This is a genomic window from Clostridium sp. KNHs214 (assembly GCF_000744935.1).
Classification (GTDB): domain Bacteria; phylum Bacillota; class Clostridia; order Clostridiales; family Clostridiaceae; genus Haloimpatiens.
In genome coordinates this window covers 196,297-220,824 of sequence record NZ_JQMW01000011.1, presented here as the reverse complement: position 1 = coordinate 220,824, position 24,528 = coordinate 196,297, and the positions used below count along the sequence as shown (strand labels likewise).

14 protein-coding genes are annotated in these 24,528 nt (G+C 28.6%); 12 read left to right on the top strand and 2 right to left on the bottom strand.

Annotated elements, in window-relative coordinates; all coding sequences use genetic code 11:
* Positions 1-384 precede the first annotated feature (384 nt).
* Positions 385-2,250 carry an LTA synthase family protein gene (locus tag CC89_RS09710; protein WP_035291678.1) on the top strand — a complete coding sequence of 622 codons (1,866 nt, stop codon included), beginning with the start codon at positions 385-387 and terminating at the stop codon, positions 2,248-2,250.
* Positions 2,251-2,358: 108 nt separating this feature from the next.
* Here CC89_RS09710 and CC89_RS09705 read toward each other — a convergent pair whose 3' ends face one another.
* The gene (locus CC89_RS09705; RefSeq protein ID WP_035291676.1) at positions 2,359-3,252 is read right to left on the bottom strand and encodes a chemotaxis protein; all 894 of its coding nucleotides are present in this window, start codon (positions 3,250-3,252) and stop codon (positions 2,359-2,361) included.
* A gap of 180 nt (positions 3,253-3,432) precedes the next feature.
* Between CC89_RS09705 and CC89_RS09700 the strand changes: the two genes are divergently transcribed.
* The 3 genes from CC89_RS09700 to CC89_RS09690 all read left to right on the top strand — a co-directional run bounded on the left by CC89_RS09700 (position 3,433) and on the right by CC89_RS09690 (position 6,576).
* On the top strand, positions 3,433-4,308 hold the full coding sequence (locus CC89_RS09700) for a YARHG domain-containing protein (RefSeq protein WP_185750730.1): 876 nt from the start codon (positions 3,433-3,435) through the stop codon (positions 4,306-4,308).
* Positions 4,309-4,352: 44 nt separating this feature from the next.
* Positions 4,353-5,204 carry a zinc ribbon domain-containing protein gene (locus CC89_RS09695; RefSeq protein WP_035291672.1) on the top strand — a complete coding sequence of 284 codons (852 nt, stop codon included), beginning with the start codon at positions 4,353-4,355 and terminating at the stop codon, positions 5,202-5,204.
* A gap of 721 nt (positions 5,205-5,925) precedes the next feature.
* On the top strand, positions 5,926-6,576 hold the full coding sequence (locus CC89_RS09690; RefSeq protein WP_035291670.1) for a CpsD/CapB family tyrosine-protein kinase: 651 nt from the start codon (positions 5,926-5,928) through the stop codon (positions 6,574-6,576).
* Between the two features lie 107 nt (positions 6,577-6,683).
* Here the strand turns inward: CC89_RS09690 and CC89_RS09685 are convergent, their stop codons facing one another.
* Positions 6,684-13,388: an Ig-like domain repeat protein gene (locus CC89_RS09685; protein ID WP_035291668.1), complete on the bottom strand. Its 6,705-nt coding sequence runs from the start codon at positions 13,386-13,388 to the stop codon at positions 6,684-6,686.
* Between the two features lie 210 nt (positions 13,389-13,598).
* Here CC89_RS09685 and CC89_RS09680 point away from each other — a divergent pair, with 210 nt between their 5' ends.
* The 8 genes from CC89_RS09680 to essC all read left to right on the top strand — a co-directional run bounded on the left by CC89_RS09680 (position 13,599) and on the right by essC (position 24,475).
* On the top strand, positions 13,599-14,585 hold the full coding sequence (locus CC89_RS09680) for a PP2C family protein-serine/threonine phosphatase (protein WP_051931676.1): 987 nt from the start codon (positions 13,599-13,601) through the stop codon (positions 14,583-14,585).
* 15 nt (positions 14,586-14,600) lie between these two features.
* Positions 14,601-14,855 (top strand): protein kinase domain-containing protein, encoded by a 255-nt coding sequence (locus CC89_RS19530; protein WP_051931674.1) that lies wholly within the window; start codon positions 14,601-14,603, stop codon positions 14,853-14,855.
* Positions 14,846-16,513 carry a protein kinase domain-containing protein gene (locus tag CC89_RS09675; RefSeq protein WP_081897022.1) on the top strand — a complete coding sequence of 556 codons (1,668 nt, stop codon included), beginning with the start codon at positions 14,846-14,848 and terminating at the stop codon, positions 16,511-16,513. Before CC89_RS19530 ends, CC89_RS09675 begins: the two co-directional genes overlap by 10 nt.
* Positions 16,514-16,523: 10 nt before the next feature.
* On the top strand, positions 16,524-17,054 hold the full coding sequence (locus tag CC89_RS09670) for a hypothetical protein (RefSeq protein WP_035291666.1): 531 nt from the start codon (positions 16,524-16,526) through the stop codon (positions 17,052-17,054).
* A 133-nt stretch (positions 17,055-17,187) separates the two neighbouring features.
* Positions 17,188-18,354: an FHA domain-containing protein gene (locus tag CC89_RS09665; RefSeq protein WP_035291663.1), complete on the top strand. Its 1,167-nt coding sequence runs from the start codon at positions 17,188-17,190 to the stop codon at positions 18,352-18,354.
* A 183-nt stretch (positions 18,355-18,537) separates the two neighbouring features.
* Positions 18,538-19,584, top strand: a complete 1,047-nt coding sequence (locus CC89_RS09660; protein WP_035291662.1) for an AAA family ATPase — start codon at positions 18,538-18,540, stop codon at positions 19,582-19,584.
* Between the two features lie 72 nt (positions 19,585-19,656).
* The gene (locus CC89_RS09655) at positions 19,657-19,905 is read left to right on the top strand and encodes an EsaB/YukD family protein (protein WP_035291660.1); all 249 of its coding nucleotides are present in this window, start codon (positions 19,657-19,659) and stop codon (positions 19,903-19,905) included.
* A gap of 13 nt (positions 19,906-19,918) precedes the next feature.
* Positions 19,919-24,475 carry a type VII secretion protein EssC gene (gene essC, locus CC89_RS19525; protein ID WP_051931671.1) on the top strand — a complete coding sequence of 1,519 codons (4,557 nt, stop codon included), beginning with the start codon at positions 19,919-19,921 and terminating at the stop codon, positions 24,473-24,475.
* The last annotated feature ends 53 nt before the right edge of the window (positions 24,476-24,528 follow it).

The following is a 24,528-nucleotide window of genomic DNA, read 5'->3' as shown; positions in this document are numbered from 1 at the left end:
ATAAAAAACCACAAAAATTGAAAGCTGTAATTACGATTACAGTATCAACCTTCGTGGTTGCTAATCATATATTTTAAATTTTTAGTTTATGGATAATAAAATAGCTAATGACAATATTGCAATTAGTTAACTACCATATTTTATATTGTATTACAAAAAATATATTTTGTAAAGATGTAGTATATTTAGTTTAAATTTGTAATAAATATTGGCAGTTCTAGCAACTTATTTGAGCTTTTCCTACATGATGTTATTTGTTTGTTACTTTTTCATTATAGATTTTATGATAAAATTTTAAAAGTGAGTAGTATGGGGAACTGCAGCATATATTTAAAATAGGGGATTTTTATTAAAAAATATAATTAAAATTTTTCAGGAGGAATTATGCAGACATTAAGTTATTTAATTACAGGAATTTTAATAGGTCTTATGGATTATTTTTTCTTTGAAAAGAATACGGGTGTTTTATCTGTTGTAAAGAAGATATTAACATGTGTTGTGATATTTAATGTAATATCATTAAGCATATTAAAATTTTTACTTAGAAAATCCTATGTACTTAAATCTTCTACATATACAGGTGCATTTTCTATTAAATATATAGCATTTACATTGTTATGTGGAATAGTATACTTGTTAATAAAAGGTATTAGAAGCTCAAAAATTGTTTTTGTACCATGGAAATGTAGAAGTAATTGGAAAAGTGTGCTTAATAAAGTACTATTAGTTTTATTTTTTGCAATAGGTATGCTGTGCATATTCTTTTCAACATGGTTTATTAATTTCTTCGGTGAAATAACTCCAGAACAGTTTTTGTTTAATTTTAATTCACCAATTAAAGGGACGAGCTCTAACATGATTAAAGAAATAATCATGTCACCAGTACTTTGTAGTATAATTTGTATAGTTGTATTTTCAATATTTATATGTGGTCATTATGAGATTTTATTGAGGAAAGGGGAAACCCATAGAAAAATATTAAGTCGTAAAGGAGTAAAAATTATATCCTTTGTAATTTCAATTGTTTCTTTTGTTGGAGGAGCATCATATAGTGTAAAAAAATTACGCTTACAGGAAGTGTATAAGGCATATGTTTCTGATTCAAATTACATTAAAGATAATTATTCAGACCCGCGTTCAGTTCCTATGGCTTTTCCAGCTAAAAAGAGAAACTTAATACATATATACTTAGAATCTATAGAAAACTCATATCTTTCTAAGGAGTTAGGCGGATATATGGAGGAAAATTTGATGCCGGAGCTAACGGAACTATCAAAAGAAGGAATTCACTTTTCTCATTCTGATAAATTTGGTGGTCCATATCAAACTTATGGTTCTAGCTGGTCAGTTGCATCTATGATAAATATGGATATGGGACTTCCACTTAAAATTCCTATGCAAAGAAACGCTTATGGTAAATCAGGGACTTTTTTACCAGGTGCTGTGGGTATTGGAGATATTTTAGATGCGCAAGGTTATGAGCAAACAATAATGTTTGGTGCAGATGCGGATTTTGGTGGATTGACTACTTACTTTACTACTCATGGTAATTTTAATATTTTTGATTATAAAGCAGCAAAAAAGAAAAAACTTATACCAGAGGATTATAAAGTATGGTGGGGATTTGAAGACGACAAATTATATAAATATGCCAAAGACGAAATAACACGCTTATCTAATACAGGAAAGCCATTTAATTTTACTATGGAAACAGCGGACACTCATTTCCCAGATGGATATTTATCTAAAAATGCAGCTAAAAAATATGATTCACAATATGCAAATGCTATTGCTTATTCCACAAAAGAAGCAGTTAAATTTATAAAATGGATTCAAAAGCAGCCATTTTATAAAGATACTACTATTGTAGTTACTGGAGATCATTTAAGTATGGATAAGAAGTTTTTTAAGGATTTTGATAAATCATATCATAGAACAGTTTTTAATTTATTACTTAATTCAGCTGTTACAACGGATAGAGTGAAAAATAGGAAGTTTTCTAATTTTGATATGTTTCCAACTATTTTATCAAGTATGGGTGTAGAAATTAAAGGAGATAAGTTAGGACTTGGAACTAATTTATTTTCTAATAAGAACACACTGATTGAAAACGATGGATTAGAAAAAGTAGAAGATGGATTTGGACAAAAAAGTAATTTCTTTAATGATACATTTGTTTCTAAAAAAAGGAATAGTAAATTTAATAATAAATTAGTAACTGAAAAAAAATCACTTGGCGCTGAAAAGTAAAAGTGAAAGCCATATAGTTAAAGTAAAATATACTTTAGCTATGTGGCCTTTTATATTTTAACTAAGAAGCCCCCACTTCAGTGTAAGCAAGTGGAGGGAAAGTTCATTTTATTGCATAAGTTTCATTACTACATCTATTAAGTCACCAATTTCAGGTTTACTTAATTGAGCATTAGCACCTACAGATTCTCCTTTGTGTTTTAAATTATCTGTAATCAAAGAGGAGAATATTACAACTGGAAGCTCTCTTAAAATAGGATCTTCTTTAATTTTTCTAGTAAGTGTATGACCATCCATTTGGGGCATCTCAATATCTGTTATAAGTATCTGCACATCTTCTATAAATTTATCTTTCTTTTTATCTGAAAGTTCCATTAGATAATCGTAAGTTTCTTTTCCGTTATTGAAGAATTTTAAATTTGTGAACCCTGCCTTGGTTAATGTGTCATGTAATAATTTTCTTATTAATGGAGAGTCATCAGCTAATGCTACTTTAACATGTGACATATCTTTATAGTCTACATCAACTAATTTTTCTTCACTGATGCCTGTGCTAGGATTTATGTCAGTAACTATTTTTTCGAAATCTAAAAGAAGTATTATTTTATCTTCGAATATTATATTTCCTGTAACTAATGAATTGGAGGATAAATCATCTGGTCTCACTATTTGGTCCCATTTGATTCTATGAATTCCCACAATTTTGTCTAGATTAAAAGCCACTTTTATTTTATTAAATTCACATACTATTATTTTAGATTTATTAAATTCCTGTTTCCTACCGTCCACAATATATTTTAAATCTATTAAAGTTAGTATTTCCTCTCTGCATAGTATTAATCCAGCTATAGCTTCATGTGATTGAGGAAGTTTCGTTAAATTATCTATGTCTATTACTTCCCTAACCTTTATGATATTTATAGCATAGTGCTTATCATTTATGATAAACTCTAGTATTTCTAATTCACCAGTACCAGATTCTAGTAAAATACTATTATCCATAATATCACCCCTATTTTATGTTGTAATAAATACTTCGAATAAAAAAAACAATTCTTAATAGAAACTAGAGAAATATAGCTGTAACTTGTAGGAATATGCAACTTTACATACATTTTTGTACAAAATATGCTATAATATTACTTGGTAAAATTAAAAAAAGTAGGTTACTGTCATATTAAATTGAATAAAATAGAAGAGGAGTGTTACGAGGTGTTTTGCCCTAAGTGTGGAAGTGAAAATAAAGATGGATGTAAGTTTTGTAGAAAATGTGGACAAAGCTTTAGTTTTTCACAAAACAAGCAAAGTAAGAATAATAAAGGTGGTTTTATAGAAGAATCAGGGGATGTAACTCAAGTAAATATGTCACCAGTCAATATTGCCTCTGGGGAAAGAAATGATTATAAGGAGCAAACAAAGGTTGTATCGCCACAGAAAAATGATGATTTAGAGGAAGAAAATATTAGATCTAGTCGTAGAAAAAATAATATTTTTATAATAATTGGAACAATTTTAGCGGCTATAGCAGTTTTTGCTGGATCATACATATATTTTTCTAAGCCAAACAAGCCTAATGATTCTAAACCTACTGAAAGTATAACTCAAAATGAGGATAAGACTAGTAATAAAGTAGAAAGTAAAAATGATGATTCTGCAAAGAGTGATAAGAGTAAAGATGATAAAACTATGAAGAGTAAAGATAGTAAAGCTCAAAAAGAAGAAAAGAATGAAGAAAGTGTACTAACAGAGGAATCTTCAAATGCGTCTTCAAATTTATACAATTTTAAGTGTAGAGATAATGAATATATTTGTTCTGCTTTAAGCGAAACCTATTTAGCTGAGGGAGACTTTTCAAAGCTAAATAAACATCAAATTCAATTATTAATAAATGAGATTTATGCTAAACATGGTTATAAATTTAGTGATGAGGAATGGGTAAATTATTTTTCAAATAAAACTTGGTATGTGGGAGTAAAAAGTGATGTTAAAGAAAGTGATTTCAATGATTTTGAGAAAAGCAACATTGAAATCTTAAAGAACATAAGAAGTGCAAAATAATATAATAAACATGAATATAAATACATAATAGAGGAGGCCAACTTATGAATGTATGTAAATACTGTGGGAATAACTTAAATGAAGATGATGTGTTTTGTACTGCATGTGGGAAAAGAGTAAATGAGGATAATGTAAATACTTCTCCTAAATTTCTCAAATATGGAGCGTTGGATTATGTGGCTAAATTGATTTCAAGACCTTTTACTACTGCTTGTAAATTTATAGATGAAGGCCAAAAGGATTCAGCAATGATAGTTACTATTGTAGCTATAGTTCTACAGGGTCTTTTAGGTATATGGAAATCCAACCAGATAGTGTCACAATTGAGCGGTTTAATTTATACAATTATAGATAAAATTAGATCTACAAGCATTTTGTTTGGCAAAAATATGCCTGAAATGTCTCCTGATGAAATGAGAGAATTACAGCAGCATATAATGAGTATAAAAAATGTAATGGATGTGCCTTACGGTAAAATATTTTTTCAAAATTGCATATTAATTATTACAGCTATTATAATATTATTTATAAGTTTGTTCTTAATTTATAATTTAATTAATAAGGAGAAAGTAGATAGTTTTAATATTTATAAAATAAGTATAATATCTGTATTTCCATTTATTTTTATGGAAATATTATCAGTTCTAGTTTCGTATATTAATAATACTATTGGCATTTTTGTACTAATAGTAGGAATAGCAATTACTATATCAATTTTAACTTTACTTATTAGAAACTACTTACTACAAAGTGGAGATGTAGCAGTTTATGTAGTTCCAATCATAAGTACTATAGTAGTATTTATAATATTAATTATATTGGGATCCTTTGTAAGAAAGAATTTACAAGATTTAATATTAAATTTAACTACATTATTAAAGAATCTACACATATAATTAGAAACACTAGAGTAACTGTTATATGAAATAAGTTAGAGGGTTTGGATAAAATGGTATAAAAAGACCACATAGATTAAAGTATATTCTACTTTTCTATGTGGTCTTTTTTACGTTTTTAGGTTTGTTATGAAAATGAAGTTAAGTATGTGTGTGAACTCACTTAGCACAACTTTATATATATATAGGTAAAAAAATATTTAATTAAAAAGGGTAAGAGTCATAAGAAATCTATGTCGAAAATTAATATAGTGTTTATGATAAAGCATGTAGAGTATAGTAGATTTTAAATATACATTAAGAAATATGTATAAATATAAAAAGCCATAGGAAAGTTAATGAAAATAAAACTATTATTATAAAATTTAATTTAAAAATAAAAAATATTAACATAATATTACATAAAACCATGCTGTTTACAAATGAAAGTATATATTGTACTATTAGTAATGAACTGATAAAGGTGCGGGAAAGGGTTTAAACTATTATACATTATTGTATTTATATTATCCAAAAAACTTTAAATATTTAAGTATTATAAAATAGTGCTATTTAATATTATGATAAATTTGAATCTAAATTTAAAAAATATAGGAAATATATTGCAATAAGATAAATAAAATAAATGGATACATAACATTACACTTTAGACAAGTATTTTCAATAAATTTTATGGGGGGCATAGTACCAAAATACAAATAAGGGTTAGGGGGAAAGATATATGCTTATTATAGAAAAAGAGCCTAAATCAGTACCAGCAGAAGCTTTTAGAACTTTAAGAACTAATATACAGTATGCATCTTTCGATAAAGAAGTGAGAAGGCTTCTGGTGACAAGTTCAGGACCAAAAGAGGGGAAATCTACCACTGCAGCTAATTTAGCTCTTTCTATATCAGAAACAGGAAAGTCAGTACTTTTACTAGATTGTGATTTGAGAAGACCTAGTTTGCATAAAAAATTTAATATATCCAATCAGGTAGGTATAACCAATTTCCTTTTAGGGGAAGTTAACTTTGAACAAGCTATTAAAATTTATAGAAATAAATTATTTATAATGACAGCAGGGATTATACCTCCAAACCCATCAGAAATGCTTTCTTCAAATAAATTAAGGGATTTTTTACAGAGAGTTTCTCAGCAATTTGATATGGTGATAATTGATAGTCCACCAGTAATGGCAGTTACTGACGCACAGATACTCTCAACTATAACTGATGGAGTGATTTTAGTAGTTGCCTCTGGAGAGACAGAAAAAGCTATGGCCATAAAGGCAAAAGAATCACTGAAAAAAGTAAATGCAAATATTTTAGGTGTAGTTTTAAATAAATTTAAAGAAAAAAATTCTAGAGGTTATCACTACGGATATTATTAGTGAGTACCACACATGGACTAATAGTGTAATAGAAACAAGAGACCACATGGAGTAAAGTGAAATACACTTTGCTCCATGTGGTCTTATATTGTGTTTTTTAGTATTTTTTATTGTTCAGGTTTTTTATTTTCTTTTTTCTTTTTTTTAATATTTATAGAGGCTAGGATGGCTATAATAACTCCTACAATAGCTGTAGCAGTTATAGGTAATACGTTTTTACTAAAGAAATTATTGTTAGCTTTATTATTTTTAGATTTATTTTTTAAATTTGCTTTAGTACTAGTTTTGCCCACACTGGATGAACTTACTTGGGCAGCATCATTGGTTATTGAGAATTTATAAATTGCTTCACTCGTATTAGAAACTTTATCGGTGGCAATTATTTTAAGTTCATACTCTCCAACCTCAGAAATTTTACTTCCATCATAAGGCTTGCCATTTAAGAATATTTTTAGCTTAGCATTTTTAGAAGCAAAAATTTTAGGGGTTATTGGTCCAGTATATACTTTACCATTTTCTAAACCTTTCACAGTTATTTGTGGTAACGTGGAGTCTACAATAAAGCTAATAACTTTTTGGGCAGCATTGCCGGCTAAATCAATAGCACGGACTATTAGAGTATATTTACCGCTATCTGTTATAGTAAAGCCTAAATATTCTTCTCCATTTAATAAAGAAGTAATCAACGCTTGTGTCTCATTGGCTGTGATTAATGGTGTAACAGAACCGCCATTAACTTGATTTTCTAAAACGCCTTTTATTGAAATAATAGGAGCTATTTTATCTATAGTAAATGGTATTTTAATTTCAGTTGTATTTAAAGCTCTATCAGTAGCTTTAATAACTAATTCATAGATACCATCATTTTTAATATATGCACCATTATAGCTAGAACCATTTAAATAAGCATATAATTTAGCATTTGGGTCATCAACAGTGAATTTAGGTAAAACATTTTTGTTATAGTATTTATTATTTATAACGTCACTGGTTGATATAACAGGGAACACCGTATCTAAAATGAAGGTCTTTTCAAATTCAGAGAAATTTCCCGCATAATCTTTAACTCTAACCTTATAAGTATGCTTGCCGTTACTTGAAATTGTTGAACTACTATAGGTTGAATTATCTAAAGTTATATTTCTAGCGGATACATCTTCACCATTGGTGTCAGTTACAGAAATTTGTGGAGTGATGTTTCTGTTAATATAAAATTCTTGATCTTCTGGAGAGGTAGTTCCATTAAAACCATCAACCTTAAGTTTTGGAGAAACTCTATCAATTACAATACTATAACTATAGGAAGATGTATTTCCAGCATTGTCAGTTAAACTAAAGGATACAGTGTATTTTCCATCTGCAGAAATATAGTTATTTGGAACAGATGTATCACTTAGTTTGTAATTTGAACCATTTATAGAAACGGTTTTTATTAAATCACCAACTTCAGTGTATTTGTCATAGGCATTGAACTTAATATTTGCGCTAGGTGCATTGGTGTAGAATATATTATTTACAACTTTACCATCCCCCATGTTTAAATTAAAATGGGATAAGCTAGGAGCTGTTTTGTCTACAATAAAATTCACAACATTCTCTTTTTTTCCACCAACCTTACCAATTATGGAGTATTTAAATGTGTAATTTCCTTCTAAAGTTTTGTTTTTAGGTAAGCTAAAAGATATATATCCTCCTTTATTTACACCACTAAAGCTTGCAGTTAAGAAATCTTTTGTTACATCAACTCCATCTCTAATTAAGCTATATTGGCATTTTTCAAAACCAGAGTAGTGACCAGCTACATTTAGTGAAAAATTCATGGAATTATTATAGTACTTTTTATTTAAATTGAAAGAACCATCATTACTTTCAAGATTTACATTCACATTAGTAGTATCTATAGTGAAAAATGTGCGTACTAATCCTTCAGCGTTTTCACTATAATCTTTTGCGGAAGTTTCTATATAGTAATATCCATTGCCAGAGTAAGGAATATCAGCCACATACCCTTTCATGATATCATCGTAATGAAATTTTATGTCCATAGCAGGGGAGGAAAGTACATCCTTTTGTGGGTCATTTGAAATAGTTTCAAGGTATCTTACTTTAAAATCATTTTTTATATCATCAATGTTTAAATTGCTATCATTTACTATAAGTTTAATATTATTTGGTATGGCATCAAAAATTTTGTGTTTATTGCTGGTAATATCAGTGCCATTAACAGATACAGTGGTTTTAGGTGCAGTTGAATCTAAAACTAATTTGCATTTAAATTCTTCATTATTTTCAAAAATTGTATTTCCAGCTTTATCAGTACCATTAATAATCAAGTGAAATTTGCATTGATTTTTATTAGAAATATTTTTCTTTAAAGAGTTTAATGTATCTAATAAATTCTCATTAAATTTATCAGCAGAAGAGCTATAATGTATTCCATTTACACTATAATTAATAGTTATAGTATCTAGAGGGGTGGCATCCGTTATAACAAAATTTGGTTTAAAATTATCTTTGAAGTAATGAGTTGTTTCTTTGGTTAAAATAGGTGAATTTTTAAATTCTATACTAGGTTTTGTATGATCTAAATAGTATTTTATATTTTTAGTAAAAATGTTGTTTGCAGCATCAGTAGATTTAATAATAATCTGGTAACAGCCCTCAGTAAATATATTAGAATTTATAATCCTACTATTTGAATTAAAGTTGCCGCTTTCAAAAATAGTTTTATTTGAATCAGATTTTTTCACAATAATACTATTTGTAAGTTTGCTAACGTCAGCTAATGATTGATTAAATTTAAATGAGTTATCATTAAATTCTATCTTTAAAGAGGTATTTGAATCTTTATTAAAGCAGTTACCCACAGAATCCATATTGAAATTAGTTTCAGTACCGTTATTTACAGCTTTAATGCTGTAAGATGGCGAATTTGTATCGTATGAAAAATTAAAACTTTTATTTATACTATTTTGGGCATTGGTATTTACTTTGTAAGAAACCATATAAACGCCATTTTCATTAAATATAGTGCCGGGTTTTAACTTAATTTCAAATTCAGAACAATAATCAGTACTATTAGATTTTATAATTTCAAATTTATCGGAAACGTCAATCTCACTGTTGTCAGCATTTAATTTTTTCATAATAAATGATGGAGTATTCTCCTTTAATGAGGAATAATTTTTGCTCACATTAATTTTAAATTCAGGAGTAGTGTTAATATAGTTAACTTGATTTTCTGTAGGCAAGTCATTTAAGGTTGCACTGACAGCTGGTAAATTTTTTTCCAAGAATATTTTATTGTGTAAAATTACATCTTCACCAAAGAAACTGGAAAAAGTAAAGTTATAATTTATTTCTCCATCATCAAGATTTATAAATTTAAATGCGTTATCCACATTACTGCCTAATTTGTAGTAACACTCACCATATTCATTAACATGGTTAGTGACAGTAAAATCACTTTCATTAAATTCTTCTGTTTGTATATTATTAGAATCATCTAAGTAGGTTCTAGTTATATTACACTTCTTTAAATTACCATTTAATAAGCCTTCCACCTTAATAACAGGAGAAAAATCATTTTTAGTGTATTTCACATCTTTCAAATATATAAAAGTACCGTCCTTATCTAAATAACCAAAATTTATTTTTGGAGTAGATACTACAGCTAAGGTTATTGATTGTTCTGTTTTATTTCCAACCAGGTCTTCAAAGTGATAGTTAATAGTATACATTCCCTCTGTAAGAGTTTTAGAGTAGCTATTAACAGATATAGCATCTAAATTGATGTTTTCGACTTCTTCTGATTCTGAATTTGGCTTTAGCTTACATATGGTAATATTACCTTTTTTAAAGTTTTTTTCGTCAATTGAAATGTTATAGGTATTTTTCTTATTAGGATTTAGTGGTTTAGAAGTAGTTGTATTTATAGTAACTGCTTTATCAAATAAATAATAATTTAGATTTCCAATGCTAGCTTTATCTTTGAAGTCCTGCTCATTTGTTGTAATTTTAGGTTGGGTTTTATCTACTACAAGGGTATAATCTTTAATTGTAATGTGGCCAACTTTATCAATTACCTTAACACAAAGTTTGTATTCATCATCCTTAAGGTTTAACTCATCAATGTTAAATTTTAATTGTTTAGGGTCAGCTTCAATGGATTTATCAGAATCAAATAAATTAATATGGGGGTTTTCAGTGTCCGTTAGTGATACATAAATGGAATTAGTTTTATCTGTATCTATACTTGAATATATTGATTTACTAAAATCCATATAATTATCATCAAATTTCAATGTAAAAACACCATTTTTATAATAATATCTATGATTAAAGGCATTAGAGTCATTTTCAGAAGCATCAATTGATGGAGCATCACAGTCCAGTGAAAATTTAGCTTCATTTAATGTACATTCATTTCCAGCTTTATCTCTACAGTAAACAGAAATTACATAATCTCCACTGGTGTTAAGTGTGGAGTCAGAAATTTCTAGTTTTGAATTGTCATCCATTTTATATATCCTGTAGTCTAAACTATGGAAGTTATTGTCTTCAACTGAAATTACTTTTTTATCATTGAATAATAATGAACTTCCATCCTTTTTAATTGATATTGAATCTTTAAACAAAGTAGTAGAAAAATCAGATTTTATAACAGGTGTAGTATTGTCTACTACTATTTTTCTTAAATATTCATCGGAGGAATTATATACGTTATCAATATACTTGCATTTTAAAGTGTATTCTCCATCAGGAAGATTTAAAGCCTTTACAGAGCTGCTAAAATCAATGGATAGCTTTCTAGATAGTATATTTATTTTAACTGCATCCCTAGGCAAAGTTAAAGCCACAGCATTAGAATTTTTGTCTAATATTTCATAGCAGAAGCTGTTTTTCACGTTACTAGAAAAGTCAGAGGTTAAATTAATTCTTCTAGGTATAAATAAACTATCATCCCAAACATCTATTTTTAATTTATCAAGTCCAGAAAGATTTAAAAATTCAGTACTGGAAATTTCAGAGTTTATAATAGGATTAACAACGTCTATATTTATTGATATATTTGAATTTATAACTCTATTGAATTTATCTAAGTATTTAATTGAAATACTAGAACAATTGGATGATACATCATTTATAATAAGTTCATTTTGGTCAATGCTGTAATCTAATTGCAAAGCTTTTTTATTAATATCTAAAGCTTCTATATAGAGATTTTCTTTAACTAAATCCTCAGGATAATCAGTTAACTTTGCTTTTAAATTTAATTTTTTATTAGAATTAATTTCATAGTTAGATTCATCTAATTTGTTCACACTGCCCCGATCAGCATCTATATTAAAATTATAATTTTCTGTCGCAACCTCTACAGTGAAATATAGTTTTGCAGTATAGCCAGATTTATCCCTAGCTGTTATAAAAATTAAATTACTGCCAGCATTTAAAGCTAAGTCTTGAGTAAAATTTGTAGACTTATCTAAAACAGACTGATCATTAACTGTTATAGATAAGTCTTTTAAATCCTTATTTCCAGAAACATTTATAGGAAATACATTTTTTCCTTTGTCAATGGTTGTTCCATCATAATAAATTGTATCCCCATTCTTTATTTTTTTATTAATAATAGAATCAGTGTCTACAGTGTGGTCAAAGGTTTTATATATTTTTGATTTATATGTTGTATTATCCAAAGTCAATGGTTTATCATCATAAATATAGTTTTTAGTAAAAGTGTAACTTTCATTAGAAATTAATGTTACTTTAAAAGTTACTTCATAAGTTCCAGCCTCAGGTATTAAGATATTGGCTGTGGTATTATTACTGTCTAAAGTGAAATTATCTTCGTTACACTTAACGGCAACGTTTTTTACATTAGAGTTAAAAGGAAATTTAATTGTATATTTTCCATCTATAATATCATCCTTAATTAAGGTTTTATCACTGTAGTCCATGTGAGGCAATGCTAAAAATTCACCTTGCATATCCCCTGTTTGATAAGTTGAATCACAAGTTAGTATATGAAAGATATTTTTGGATGGTAAATTTTGTATTGGAATATCACAATAATACGAATTTTTTAAATTAGATTTTGTAACATCTAGTAGATCATTGTTAAAATAAACTTTTTTATAACTGATTTCATCAAATAAATTAGTATCTGATTCTTTCCAAGAAATACGAACTATTGGCTTGGAATTTTCTACTCTGTACTCTTTTTTTATATCAGTAATGGAAGGTTCTTTCTCGTCCTTTATAAAGGAAAACACTTGCTTATATATATTTGTATCATTTTTGTATTTTATTAAAGCATAATTAAGCTGAGTATTAGAATCTAAATTTAATAATTTATAAAAAGAGTTTTTGTTTAAATTTGAGTAGTTTACAGATTGTCCAGTACTTAAAAATAAGTTTAAAGTTTCTATATTTTCAGCAGGAGCAATAACCAGTGACTTTTCCTTGAAAAAGGATTTTGTGGGTATTGAGAATTCTTGTTTGTCAGAATTTATAGTAGGGCTTACAAAGATACCTTTCTCATTTTCCCCAAGAAATAATTTAATATTTTCCTTATTATTTTGCATAAGAGCACTGGCTGCATCTAGATTAGTTGAGCTATTCTCAGCAGCAGTAAAGTCAATAGTTTGTAAGTTAAGTTTGTCTTTAATAAAGTTTTCATACATATCTCTAGGAGAATGTGCCTTATAAATGACATTTGAAAAAGCTTTAACAGGTTTAGCAAATGTTACATTGGAATAACACAGGCTCAATGTTAAAGCTATAATAGCTTTTAGCTTTTTTCTATTCATGTTTACCTCCATTATTATACATAATATCAATATATTATATTTTATAGTTAAAATTACATAATATCAATACATATTTGAAAATTTTGAAATATATTTGAAGATAATTGAAATAAAGTATTTAAGATGATAAAATGTAAATGGTTACTTTGTATAAAAGTGTAATTTATATAGATATAAAAGATGATAGTAAATCTACTGAGGGGTTTAAAAATGAAAAATTTAAAATTTCATGTAGGAATTGCTAGTGATATAGGCAATATAAAAAAAATTAACGAAGATAACGTGTTAGTTGAAATTGGTGAGCATAGGGAGGAAGAGTTTGGATTATTTATTGTTTGTGATGGGTTAGGAGGCTTATCAAAAGGAGAAATAGCTAGTATTACAGCAGTTAGATTATTTAAGGAATGGTGGGAACAAAAGTTTAGCGGAGTGATTAAAGCTGGTCATGAAGCAATATTGAATTCATTGGAAGAGACTATTTTACTTGCCAATAAATCAATATACAAATATTCTAAGGAAAATAATATTAAAATGGGAACAACTATAACAGTGTTGTTTATATATGAAGGAAAATATTATATTGCCAATGTAGGAGATTCAAGAATTTATAAAATAAATAGGAGGATAGTACAAGAAACAGAGGATGATTCCTATGTGGCTATGAAGGTTAAAAACAAAGAGATGACAGTAGAAGAGGCTAAAAGAAGTAAAATGAAGAATGTACTTTTACAATGCGTAGGTGCCAAAGAGAATATAGTAGTTTATAAAAAAATGGGATCAATAGGGGATACCAATGCTTTTATATTGTGTAGCGATGGCTTTTATAATAAATTTCAGGAAGAAGAAATGATAGAAAATGTTAATAAGCTCTTAAAGGGTAAGGACTATGGACAATGGGATTATAGAAATAACAAATTTAAAGGAAAGCACTATAAGGGCAGGAATTACAAAGGTGGGCATTACGAAAGTAAGAAATACCAAGGTGGGCACTACCAAGGCAAAGATTATGTAGATAAGGATTATTTATATAAGGACTATGGGGGCAAAAATTATGATATAGAGGTTCAAAAATTAGCTTTGGATATGATTCATACAGTAAAGTCCAGAGAAGAAAGAGATAATATATCCGTAATTATTGTATTAATAGAAAATGAAAAGAGAAAAATGGGGATTTTTAATAGATTATTTGGAAGATAATTTTGGAGGAAAGGTATGTCTGAATACAAAGGGAAGATAATAGATGGTAGATATAAACTTATAGAGATATTAGGTAAGGGCGGTATGAGTGTAGTATATAAAGCTGTAAGCATAAATTTTGAAAAGAATTGGGCTGTAAAGGAAATTACTCTCAATAAAAATGCTGATATAGATTTTCTAGCTGAGCCAAACATATTAAAAAATTTAGATCATCCAGCGCTGCCTAGGATTGTGGATATTATAAATGAAGAAGAAAAAATATATATATAGTTTTAGATTATATAGATGGGACAAGTTTAAATATTCTATTGAATCAGTGTATATCTTTTCCAGAAGAAAAGGTTATAAGTTGGGCCAAGGAGCTATGTGATGTATTGAAATACTTACACAATCAGAAGCCAAATCCAATCATATATAGGGATATGAAGCCTGGAAACATAATGCTAAATAAAGAAGGAAAAATAAAACTTATAGATTTTGGAATAGCAAGAGAATATAAAAAAGATACTGCATCAGATACTGTAATTATAGGAACTAGGGGATATGCAGCACCAGAACAATATGGCAATCATCAAACAGATAATAGAACAGATATTTATAGCTTAGGGGTTACTTTATACCATCTATTGACGGGACAAGGACCCAATGATCCACCCTATGAACTTGTACCAGTTAGGACTATAAACCCAAAGTACTCAGAGGGGATAGAACATATAATTTCAAAATGTATTCAGCAAGACCCTATTAACAGATATCAAAATATAGAGGAACTCATTTATGATTTGAATAATATAGAAAAATTAAGCTATAGTTATAAAATTAAAAAGAGAAGAAGCAAAGGCAAGTATTTTATAGCTGCTTTATGCATTGGAGTGGCAATAACGGTGTTTGGTGTTTTTAAAATAAATAATCTAAAAAACAATGATTACATGTCACTTTTAACTAAGGGAGAACAGTATCAAGAGGCAAAGCAATATGATGATGCTTTAAGGGTTTTTAATAGTGCTATTGATAATTTGCCTGATAAAGATGAGGGATATTTAGCAGTGGCCAATTTGTACTATGCTCAATTAGACTTTGACAAAATGCTCAAGTATTTAAAAGTGGAAGCTGTTAGTGAAAGACCTGAATTAATCCAAAATGATAAGTATAATTATTTTTTAGGTCTGGCGTGTTTTTCAAAAGCAAATTATAAGGAAGCTATCAGTTGTTTTGAAAAGGTTAAAGATAAAAAATTTGAAGGTGTTAATTATTATTATGCTATATCTAAGTCATTAAATAAACCAGGGAAGCTTACCAAAGACGATGAAGCTATAAAAAATGTTGACGAACTAATTAAATATATAGAAACCATAGAAAATGAGGAAAAGAGATTAAGAGGCTATATAATGATAGCTGATATATACAGAGATAATTTTATGATATTAGATGAGGATTATAATAAGCAAATAGATTTATTAGAAAAAATCAATTCTCAAAGTAAGGATAAAGGAAATACGGCTATTTATGAAAGATTAGGCGCTGCATACAATGCAAAGGCTATGTTATCGGATAATGAGGCGGAAAGGAAAAAATATTATAATAAGTCTTTAGAAAATTATTTAATGGTTAAGAAATTAGGAACAGATACTATGACTCTTTATAGTAGTTTAGGCAATGTGGAGCTTCAATTGCGAAACTTTGATGAAGCTGAAAAATACTTTAAAGTTTTGATTAATAAATATCCTAATAATTCCATAGGATATGCTAAGTTAGCTAAGTTATTTTATTTAAAGCAAATGACAAAGGCCAAAGAGCAAAGAGAATTTTCAGATTTTTTCAAAAATTACAAACTGGCTGAAAAATACAGTACAACTCAAAGTAGCAATGACATACAAGCATTGAAACAAATATATAAGGAACTTCAAAACCAAGGGTATGTAAAATAAGGGGGTTTTTATGAATATAGGTTGGGTAATTTTAATAATTGGCATAGCTATATCGGTAGTTTCAATCATAGGTATATTATGGTGCTACTTATCTAAAGCATCTAAAGAATTTAAAGGATCCAAAGGAGCACTTAATAAATACTCTAACAATAAAAAACTTAAATTAACTATTAATGAAGAAAAGGTAGATAATAAAAATCTTAATGGATTACTCCAAAATAGTGATGATAATAAACTTTTTGATAAGAGTAAAAAAGCTAAGTTATTCAAGGACAGCAATGAAACAGGATTGCTGGAGAACATCCCGGGTACTGAGGTACTCCAGAATGGCGAGGAAACAGAATTGCTGGAGAACAGCCAGGTCACTGAATTACTTCAGAATGGTGATGAAACAGAATTGCTGGAGAACAGCCGGGGTACTGAGTTACTCCAGAATGGCGAGGAAACAGAATTGCTGGAGAACAGCCAGGGCATTGAGTTACTTCAGAATGGTGAGGAAACAGAATTACTGGAAGATAGCCAGGAGACTGAATTACTTTAGTTTAGTGAGGGGACTAAAGAACTCTAAGGTAGTGAGAGATTTTAGCTTATGAAGATAGTTGAGAATATGATGAAATTGAACCATTGTTTTGAGGAAAAATATAGATAGAAAATATTTTAAGGGGGAGTTATGGTTGAATTCTCTTATTGAAGAAAATAGATATAGCACAAATATAAACTATATACTTAGTCAGGAGAGTATTTTTTACGAAGTTGGATATAAGGTATTACAAAACCAAGTGAATAATGGTTTGGTGAAATGCGTTAAAGTCATGCATAATGGAAAAATTAAATTGGTTTATGACATTTCAAAATATAAAGATTTAGAAACTGTAATACAAAATAGTGGCGTAGACATATTTATAAAAATAATAAGAAAGTTACTGATAGTGGCCTTAAATGTAGAAGAAAACGGATTTATAGAATATAAAAATATTAATACAAACTTAAATTCTATATTTGTAGATACCAACAATCTTAATATTTATTATATATACATTCCAGTAATATATGATAACGGAAGAACAGAAAAGACATTTAGTAATGAATTAAAACAAAATATATTAAAAGCTATTGATAACAATAAAAAACTTACAGGAAGCGCCATTGATAACTTGTATTCTAATTTAAATTCAAGCAAATCTTTAGAGAATATTTTCAGGGAGATTAACATTAGTACTGCAAATATTAAATCAGAAGTAAAAAAAGAGTCTGGTGTAAAAAAAGAAGTTAGGCATAAGCTTAGTGAAAATCATATAGATAGTGAAGATCATGGGGGTACTAGAGATTACAAGGACACTAAAAATAAAAAGAGATATATAGGACCATTTAGTAGCATATTTTCAAGAAAAAGAAAAAATAAAGCTGAGGAGCATAAAAGTGGACACAATACATCAAGTTTTCGCACTAAATATGAGCACTACAATAACTGCCATGATACAAGATTATTAGAGGATGATGGTACAACTTTGCTATCTGAAGAGCAAAGTGCAAAAATAGCGTTAACGGGAGTAAATACTCCAGAAAAAATAACAATGGTTATAGATAAGCCGGAATTTATAATAGGGAGTAAGGATGAATATGTAGAGGGATTAATTACATTTAATAAAGCTATAAGCAGGAAGCATTGCAGTATTTTAAAGGAAAATGAAAAATACTATATGGTTGACCTTGGAAGCTCCAATGGTACATTTATTAATGGTAGAAGGCTAGAAAAAGATGTAAAAGAAGAGATAGTGCCAGGGGATATAGTTACCCTTGCCAATAGTGAATTTATGATTGTTGAAATAAGGCACATTTAAATAAATAACAAGTCAGTATGCTAGTCTATTTTCCGTCATACTGCGTCAGCAGAACCCTACGATAGTCCTACTAGCGACGGAACCTGCTTCCTTGTCTGACACAAAATATACCAGCATCTTTGACTTGTTATTTATTTTCATGTACCTAACATAATTTATTTTTATGTAAAGGAGAAACAAATAATGAAAAATATAGTTATTATGTTGGTTGATAGAGATGAAAAATATTTAATGCCTATTGAATTAAAATTAATACAAGAGCTGGGTGATAAACTTGAGCTCATAGTGATTTCCAATGAAGATTATTTGAAGGAGTATTTCAATTTACCAAGACATATAGATATATTGATAATAAATGAGGAATTATATGATCCAAAGCTGCAAAAGCATAATATAGCAAATACATTTATATTAACAGAACAAGAAGAGTTAAAGGAAATAACCTGTAGCTTAAGTGTACACAACATATATAAATATACAAGTGTAAAGGAAATTTACAATGAAGTAATGAGTAATAGTTCTATAGAGCCAGTTAGAGAAAATCATAAGTCAAAGGTAATAATGGTTTATTCTCCAATAGGGGGAAGTGGTAAAACCACTGTGTCTATAGGTATAGCTGCAGCTTTAAAACATTTAAATAAAAGAGTATTTTATTTAAATACGGAAAGTATACAAAGCTTTGATTTTATAATTGGAAATGATCAATATTGCACTTCAGGCTTTGATAGATATTTGGTGAATAAGGATGAGAAAATTCTTAATCATTTAGATGATGCAATGGGTAAAAAACCTTTTGATTATTTATTACCTTTTAAACAACCTGTGTCTTCATTAAATATAGGTATGAAGGAGTTTGGATTTTTTATTGAAAAACTTAAAGACAGTGGTAAGTATGACTATATAATAGTTGACACATCTAATGAGTTTAACAGTGAAAAGTCTATGCTTATGGGTTATTGCCATAAGGTAATCATATTAACAAAGCAGAGCAAAGTAGATGCAATAAAATTAAATAATTTAAGGGTTAATATAGATTGTTCAAATCCAAATAAGTTTATATTTATTTGCAATAAGTATGTAGACACTAAGGAAAATTATTTAATTAAAGATGATTATATTAGTAATTGTAATATTTCCGAATATATAGATTGTTTTAGAGAAGAGAATATTACAATAGATTTTTTAGCAAAGAATAGATGCTTTAATAAGATTATATATATGTTTAATTAAGGGACCCTAAAATGATTTTAGATTCTAGCGGTTATAAAATAAGACTATATATGTTTAATTAAGGGGGCAGAAATGAATAAGGCAATTGTAATATTAAATATACCAAAACTTAATAAGAAGGTAGATATAGAAGTACCTCTAGACATTACAGCTAATGATTTGGTGATAGCTATAAATAAGGCCTATGATTTAAAAATTAACACTGATAATATTATGGAGGTTTATGCAAGGTCTGAAAAGCCCATAGCTTTATTAAAAGGGAATAAAACACTAGAGGAATTCAATATTAGAGATGGTTCTATTATAAATATTTTAGAGTAGGGGAGATAAAGTCATGGGAAAAAATAAATATAAAATAATTATATTTGGCAAAAATATCTATCGAGAATATTCTCTTTCAGACTTTGAAAGCAATATAGTAAAAGTAGGAACAACAAAAGGATGCCAAGTTAGATTTAAAAAAGAAAGATTTTTTGAGGATTTTGAATTTGAACTTTTAAGGCATGTCGATGGCTTTGAAATAAATTGTACTAATTCAGTGTATTTTACAATAGATGGTATTATGAAATTATATAATAAAGATTTGCAGCATGGTGATGAAATAATTATAAAGTACGAAAATTATAATGAAACAGTTTTTAAGTTAAACTTTTTAATTGATTTTGACAGTATTCAAAGAAATTATGATAGAGTAATAGATTTAAAGGAAGTTAAAAAAGTTACAATTGGTGGAAGTGAAAAAGATACTATATATATACAGGATGATTTGCTGAAGCAGGGAAATGTAACTTTGTTTTTAAGGGACAATAAATATTACATAAAGGATAACAATACAAAATACGGGGTTTATAAAAATACCCAGAAAATTAATAAGGAAACTCAGCTTAAAGATTGTGATTTCCTTATAATTATGGGGTATTATTTTTACTTTAAAAATAATAAGTTATACACAGATAAAAATGAAAATATGCACATATTGGGACTTAAATTTACTGATAAGATATATACCAATAAATTAAAATATCCTAAATTTAATAGAAGCACAAGAATAAAGTATATAACACCAAACACAGATATAGAAGTCTTACCTCCGGAAAAATTACCAAACCCACCTAAAAATAATATATTGATTACACTGATTCCTGCGTTAGCTATGGTGGCATTACTCATAGTTTTAAGAGGAGTTATAGGCAACGGAGGCAGTTTTGTAATCTATAGCGTTGCTACAATGTCAATAGGAATAATTATGTCTATAGTAAATTCCATAAATACAAAAAAAGAATACAAAAGAGAAGTAGAAAAACGAAAAACTAATTATCTTAAATATATAGAAGAAAAAGCAAACTTTATAGAAAACATGAGAGAAAAGGAATTAAAGGTATTAAAGAAAAAGTATATTTCCTTAGAAGAAAATGTAAAAAATGTACGAGAATTTAATAAGGAGCTTTTTGACAGAAGCAAGGAAGATGAAGATTTTTTAGAGGTTACACTGGGATATGGAACAGTAGCATCCCGGTGTGAAGTGAAGATAACTCCACAGAAATTTAAAGATACCACAGATGAATTAGTGGATAAACCAGAAGAAATAGAAAATAAATATAAATTTATTGATAATGCACCAGTTATTTTGAAATTAGCTTCAGCTAATGCTGTAGGTATACTAGGGAATTATAAAAACTTATGTAGAATGCTTAAAAATGTAACTGTAGATATTATAGGAAGACATTTTTATAAAGATGTAAAGATGTTTTATGTATTTAATGAAGAGAATAAAGCTGAATTTCAATGGTTAAGGTGGATAAAACACATATACAATGAGGATATAGGTGTAAGAAATTTAATATATGATGAGGAAAGTAAAAATTCATTGTTTGAGTATTTATATATACAATTGATCAAAAGAGAAGAGGAAATAAAATCTAATAAGGGAGATTTCTATACACATTTTGTTATTTTTGTAGTAGATGATAAGGGCATAAAAAACCATCCTATATCAAGATTTATTAAATCTAGTAGTAAACTTGGCACTACATTTATATTCTTTAATGAGAGTCAAGAACTGCTTCCTATGGGCTGTAGTGAAATAATAAGGCTTGATGAAAATGGTACTAGTGCAGAAATTGTAAACTGTAATAATGGAGAATGCATTACTGGTTTTACCTATAAAAATATAGATTATGTAGATTTAAATGAACTAGCTTTAAGATTAGCTCCAATTTATGTAGATGAGGTAAGTTTGGAAAGTCAGTTGACCAAAAATATATCCTTATTTGAGCTTCTTGGAGTAACCGTAGTAGATGAAATAGATATTGAAAAAAGATGGAAGGAATCTAAAGTATATAAGAGCATGGCAGCTCCACTAGGAGTAAAAACCAAAGGACAAATCATATACCTGGATTTAAATGAAAAAAAACACGGTCCCCATGGATTGGTAGCGGGAACCACAGGTTCAGGTAAAAGTGAAATATTACAAAGTTATATATTATCTATGTGTACCTTATTCCATCCATATGAAGTAGGCTTTGTGATTATAGATTTTAAAGGTGGTGGAATGGTTAATCAATTTAAAGATTTACCTCATTTAGTTGGCTCAATTACAAATATTGATGGAAGGGAAATTAACCGTTCGCTATCTTCAATTAAAGCTGAGTTAACTAAGCGTCAAGCACTATTTGCTGAATATGGGGTGAACCATATAGATGCATACATTAAGAAATTTAAAAGCGGAGAAATATCTAAGCCCCTACCACATCTGATATTGATTGTTGACGAATTTGCAGAGCTTAAGAGTGATCAACCAGAATTTATGAAAGAACTAATAAGTGCAGCAAGAATTGGCAGAAGCTTAGGAGTGCATTTAATACTTGCAACTCAAAAGCCGTCAGGAGTAATAGATGATCAGATATGGAGTAACTCAAAATTCAAGCTTTGCTTAAAGGTGCAAAATCAAAGTGATAGTAATGAAGTATTGAAATCACCTTTAGCTGCAGAAATAAAAGAACCAGGAAGAGCGTATCTCCAAGTAGGTAATAATGAAGTGTTTGAATTATTTCAATCAGCTTATAGCGGAGCAGAAGCCCTAAGAGATGAAATGGGTAATAATAAGGAATTTGAAATAAATGAGGTAGCTTTATGGGGAAAGAGGACTACAATATTTAAACGGGAAAAGAAAAAAAATAGTGGAACTAGTGCCACTCAGTTAGAGGCATTAGTTAAATATATTAATGAATACTGTTTAGAAAATAATATTGAAAAACTTCCGGGAATATGTTTACCACCATTGCCAGATGTAATACTTTTAAAGGAGGGTGAGAAACTTCATAAGAATAACACCTGCGTTGAAGCTTTTATAGGTATATATGATGATCCAACTAAACAATTGCAGGCACCTGTAAGAGTAAATATTTCAGAAGGTAACTTATTTATTGTAGGTTCTTCACAATTTGGTAAAACAAGCTTATTACAAACAATAATAAGAACCGTGGCAGAAAGTTATACACCGGAAGAAGTTAATATGTACATCTTGGATTTTGCTTCTATGATTTTAAAGAATTTTCAAGGGCTTAAACATGTAGGTGGTGTTATTACATCCTCAGATGATGAAAAGCTTAAGACTTTTACCACCATGATGCTTAAAGAAATAGAGCATCGTAAATCAGTTTTATCTAAGCTTGGTATAAGTTCATTTGTATCCTATAGGGAAGCTGGTTATAAGGATATGTGTCAGATAATTATTTTCTTAGATAACATGACTGCATTTAAAGAAATGTATTCCGAGAGAGATGAAGAGTTATTAAATATATGTAGAGAAGGAGTAGCAGTAGGAATAACAGTAATTATTGCCAATGCTCAAACCACTGGAATAGGGTATAAATATATGACTAACTTTTCCAGCAGAATAGCACTATATTGCAATGATTCAAGTGAATATGGAAGTTTGTTTGACAGATGTAGAATGCAGCCAAAGAATATTCCAGGAAGAGGACTAATCTCAATAGATAAGGATATTTATGAATACCAAAGCTATCTAGCTTTTATAGGTGAAAAGGAGATAGATAGGGTTAAAGACATGAAGAGCTTTATTGAGCATATTAAGCTTAAGTATCCAAATATGAAGGCAAAAATAATACCTGAAATACCAGAGGTTTTAGACATGAAGTTTATAAAAGAAAACTATGGTAAAAAACAATTAGCTGCATATGAAATACCAATAGGATTAAATTATGAAACTATTAATTTAGAAACTATAAACTTGTTAAAAGAAAGCTCTATGGCAATTATCGGTAAAGAAAATAAGGGCAAGAGTAACTTCATTGCTAGCATTGCCCAAAACGTACAAAGAAAAATATTAGAAAATCCAGTGCAAGTCTATGTAGTGGATAACATAGAGAAAAAGTTAAGCTTTATGAAGGAGTATGGGTTTGTAGAAAAATATTCTCTATTATTTAATGATTTAGAGCTGATTATTGAAGAAGTATATGATGAATTAGAATATAGAAGCGAAAAGGTTGCAGAAAATGGAATGGAAATTCTTAAAAATGAGCCTTTAATTGTAATAATTAATAACAATAGAGATGCAATGAATAGCTTAGGAGCTAATAAGGAAGTAATGAACAAGTATAAAAAAATTACATCACAATTTAAAAATTTAAAGGTATGCATTATATTCAATGATGTTGAAAATTCTCAAGTAGGATTTACAGCATCGGAATTACTAAAGTCCTTAAAGGAAGGAAACAATGGCTTCATATTTGATGACGTGGGGGATAATAAATTCTTTGATTTGCCAATTAATATTAGTAGAAACTATAAAAAACCATTGAGCTTAGGGGATGCCTACTGGATAGATAGTGGAGAATTTAAGAAGCTTAAGACCATATTAAAGGATTAGGGGTGTATCAAAGAATTAGTTATGAGAATTAAGAAAGTATTAAAGTGATGGAG

Bases quoted from the DNA above. Each gene is read 5' to 3' on its own strand.
- CC89_RS09710 (WP_035291678.1), top strand. From the start codon at position 385: ATGCAGACATTAAGTTATTTAATTACAGGAATTTTAATAGGTCTTATG.
- CC89_RS09705 (WP_035291676.1), bottom strand. From the start codon at position 3,252: ATGGATAATAGTATTTTACTAGAATCTGGTACTGGTGAATTAGAAATA.
- CC89_RS09695 (WP_035291672.1), top strand. From the start codon at position 4,353: ATGAATGTATGTAAATACTGTGGGAATAACTTAAATGAAGATGATGTG.
- CC89_RS09690 (WP_035291670.1), top strand. From the start codon at position 5,926: ATGCTTATTATAGAAAAAGAGCCTAAATCAGTACCAGCAGAAGCTTTT.
- CC89_RS09685 (WP_035291668.1), bottom strand. From the start codon at position 13,388: ATGAATAGAAAAAAGCTAAAAGCTATTATAGCTTTAACATTGAGCCTG.
- CC89_RS09680 (WP_051931676.1), top strand. From the start codon at position 13,599: ATGAAAAATTTAAAATTTCATGTAGGAATTGCTAGTGATATAGGCAAT.
- CC89_RS19530 (WP_051931674.1), top strand. From the start codon at position 14,601: ATGTCTGAATACAAAGGGAAGATAATAGATGGTAGATATAAACTTATA.
- CC89_RS09670 (WP_035291666.1), top strand. From the start codon at position 16,524: ATGAATATAGGTTGGGTAATTTTAATAATTGGCATAGCTATATCGGTA.
- CC89_RS09660 (WP_035291662.1), top strand. From the start codon at position 18,538: ATGAAAAATATAGTTATTATGTTGGTTGATAGAGATGAAAAATATTTA.
- CC89_RS09655 (WP_035291660.1), top strand. From the start codon at position 19,657: ATGAATAAGGCAATTGTAATATTAAATATACCAAAACTTAATAAGAAG.
- essC (WP_051931671.1), top strand. From the start codon at position 19,919: ATGGGAAAAAATAAATATAAAATAATTATATTTGGCAAAAATATCTAT.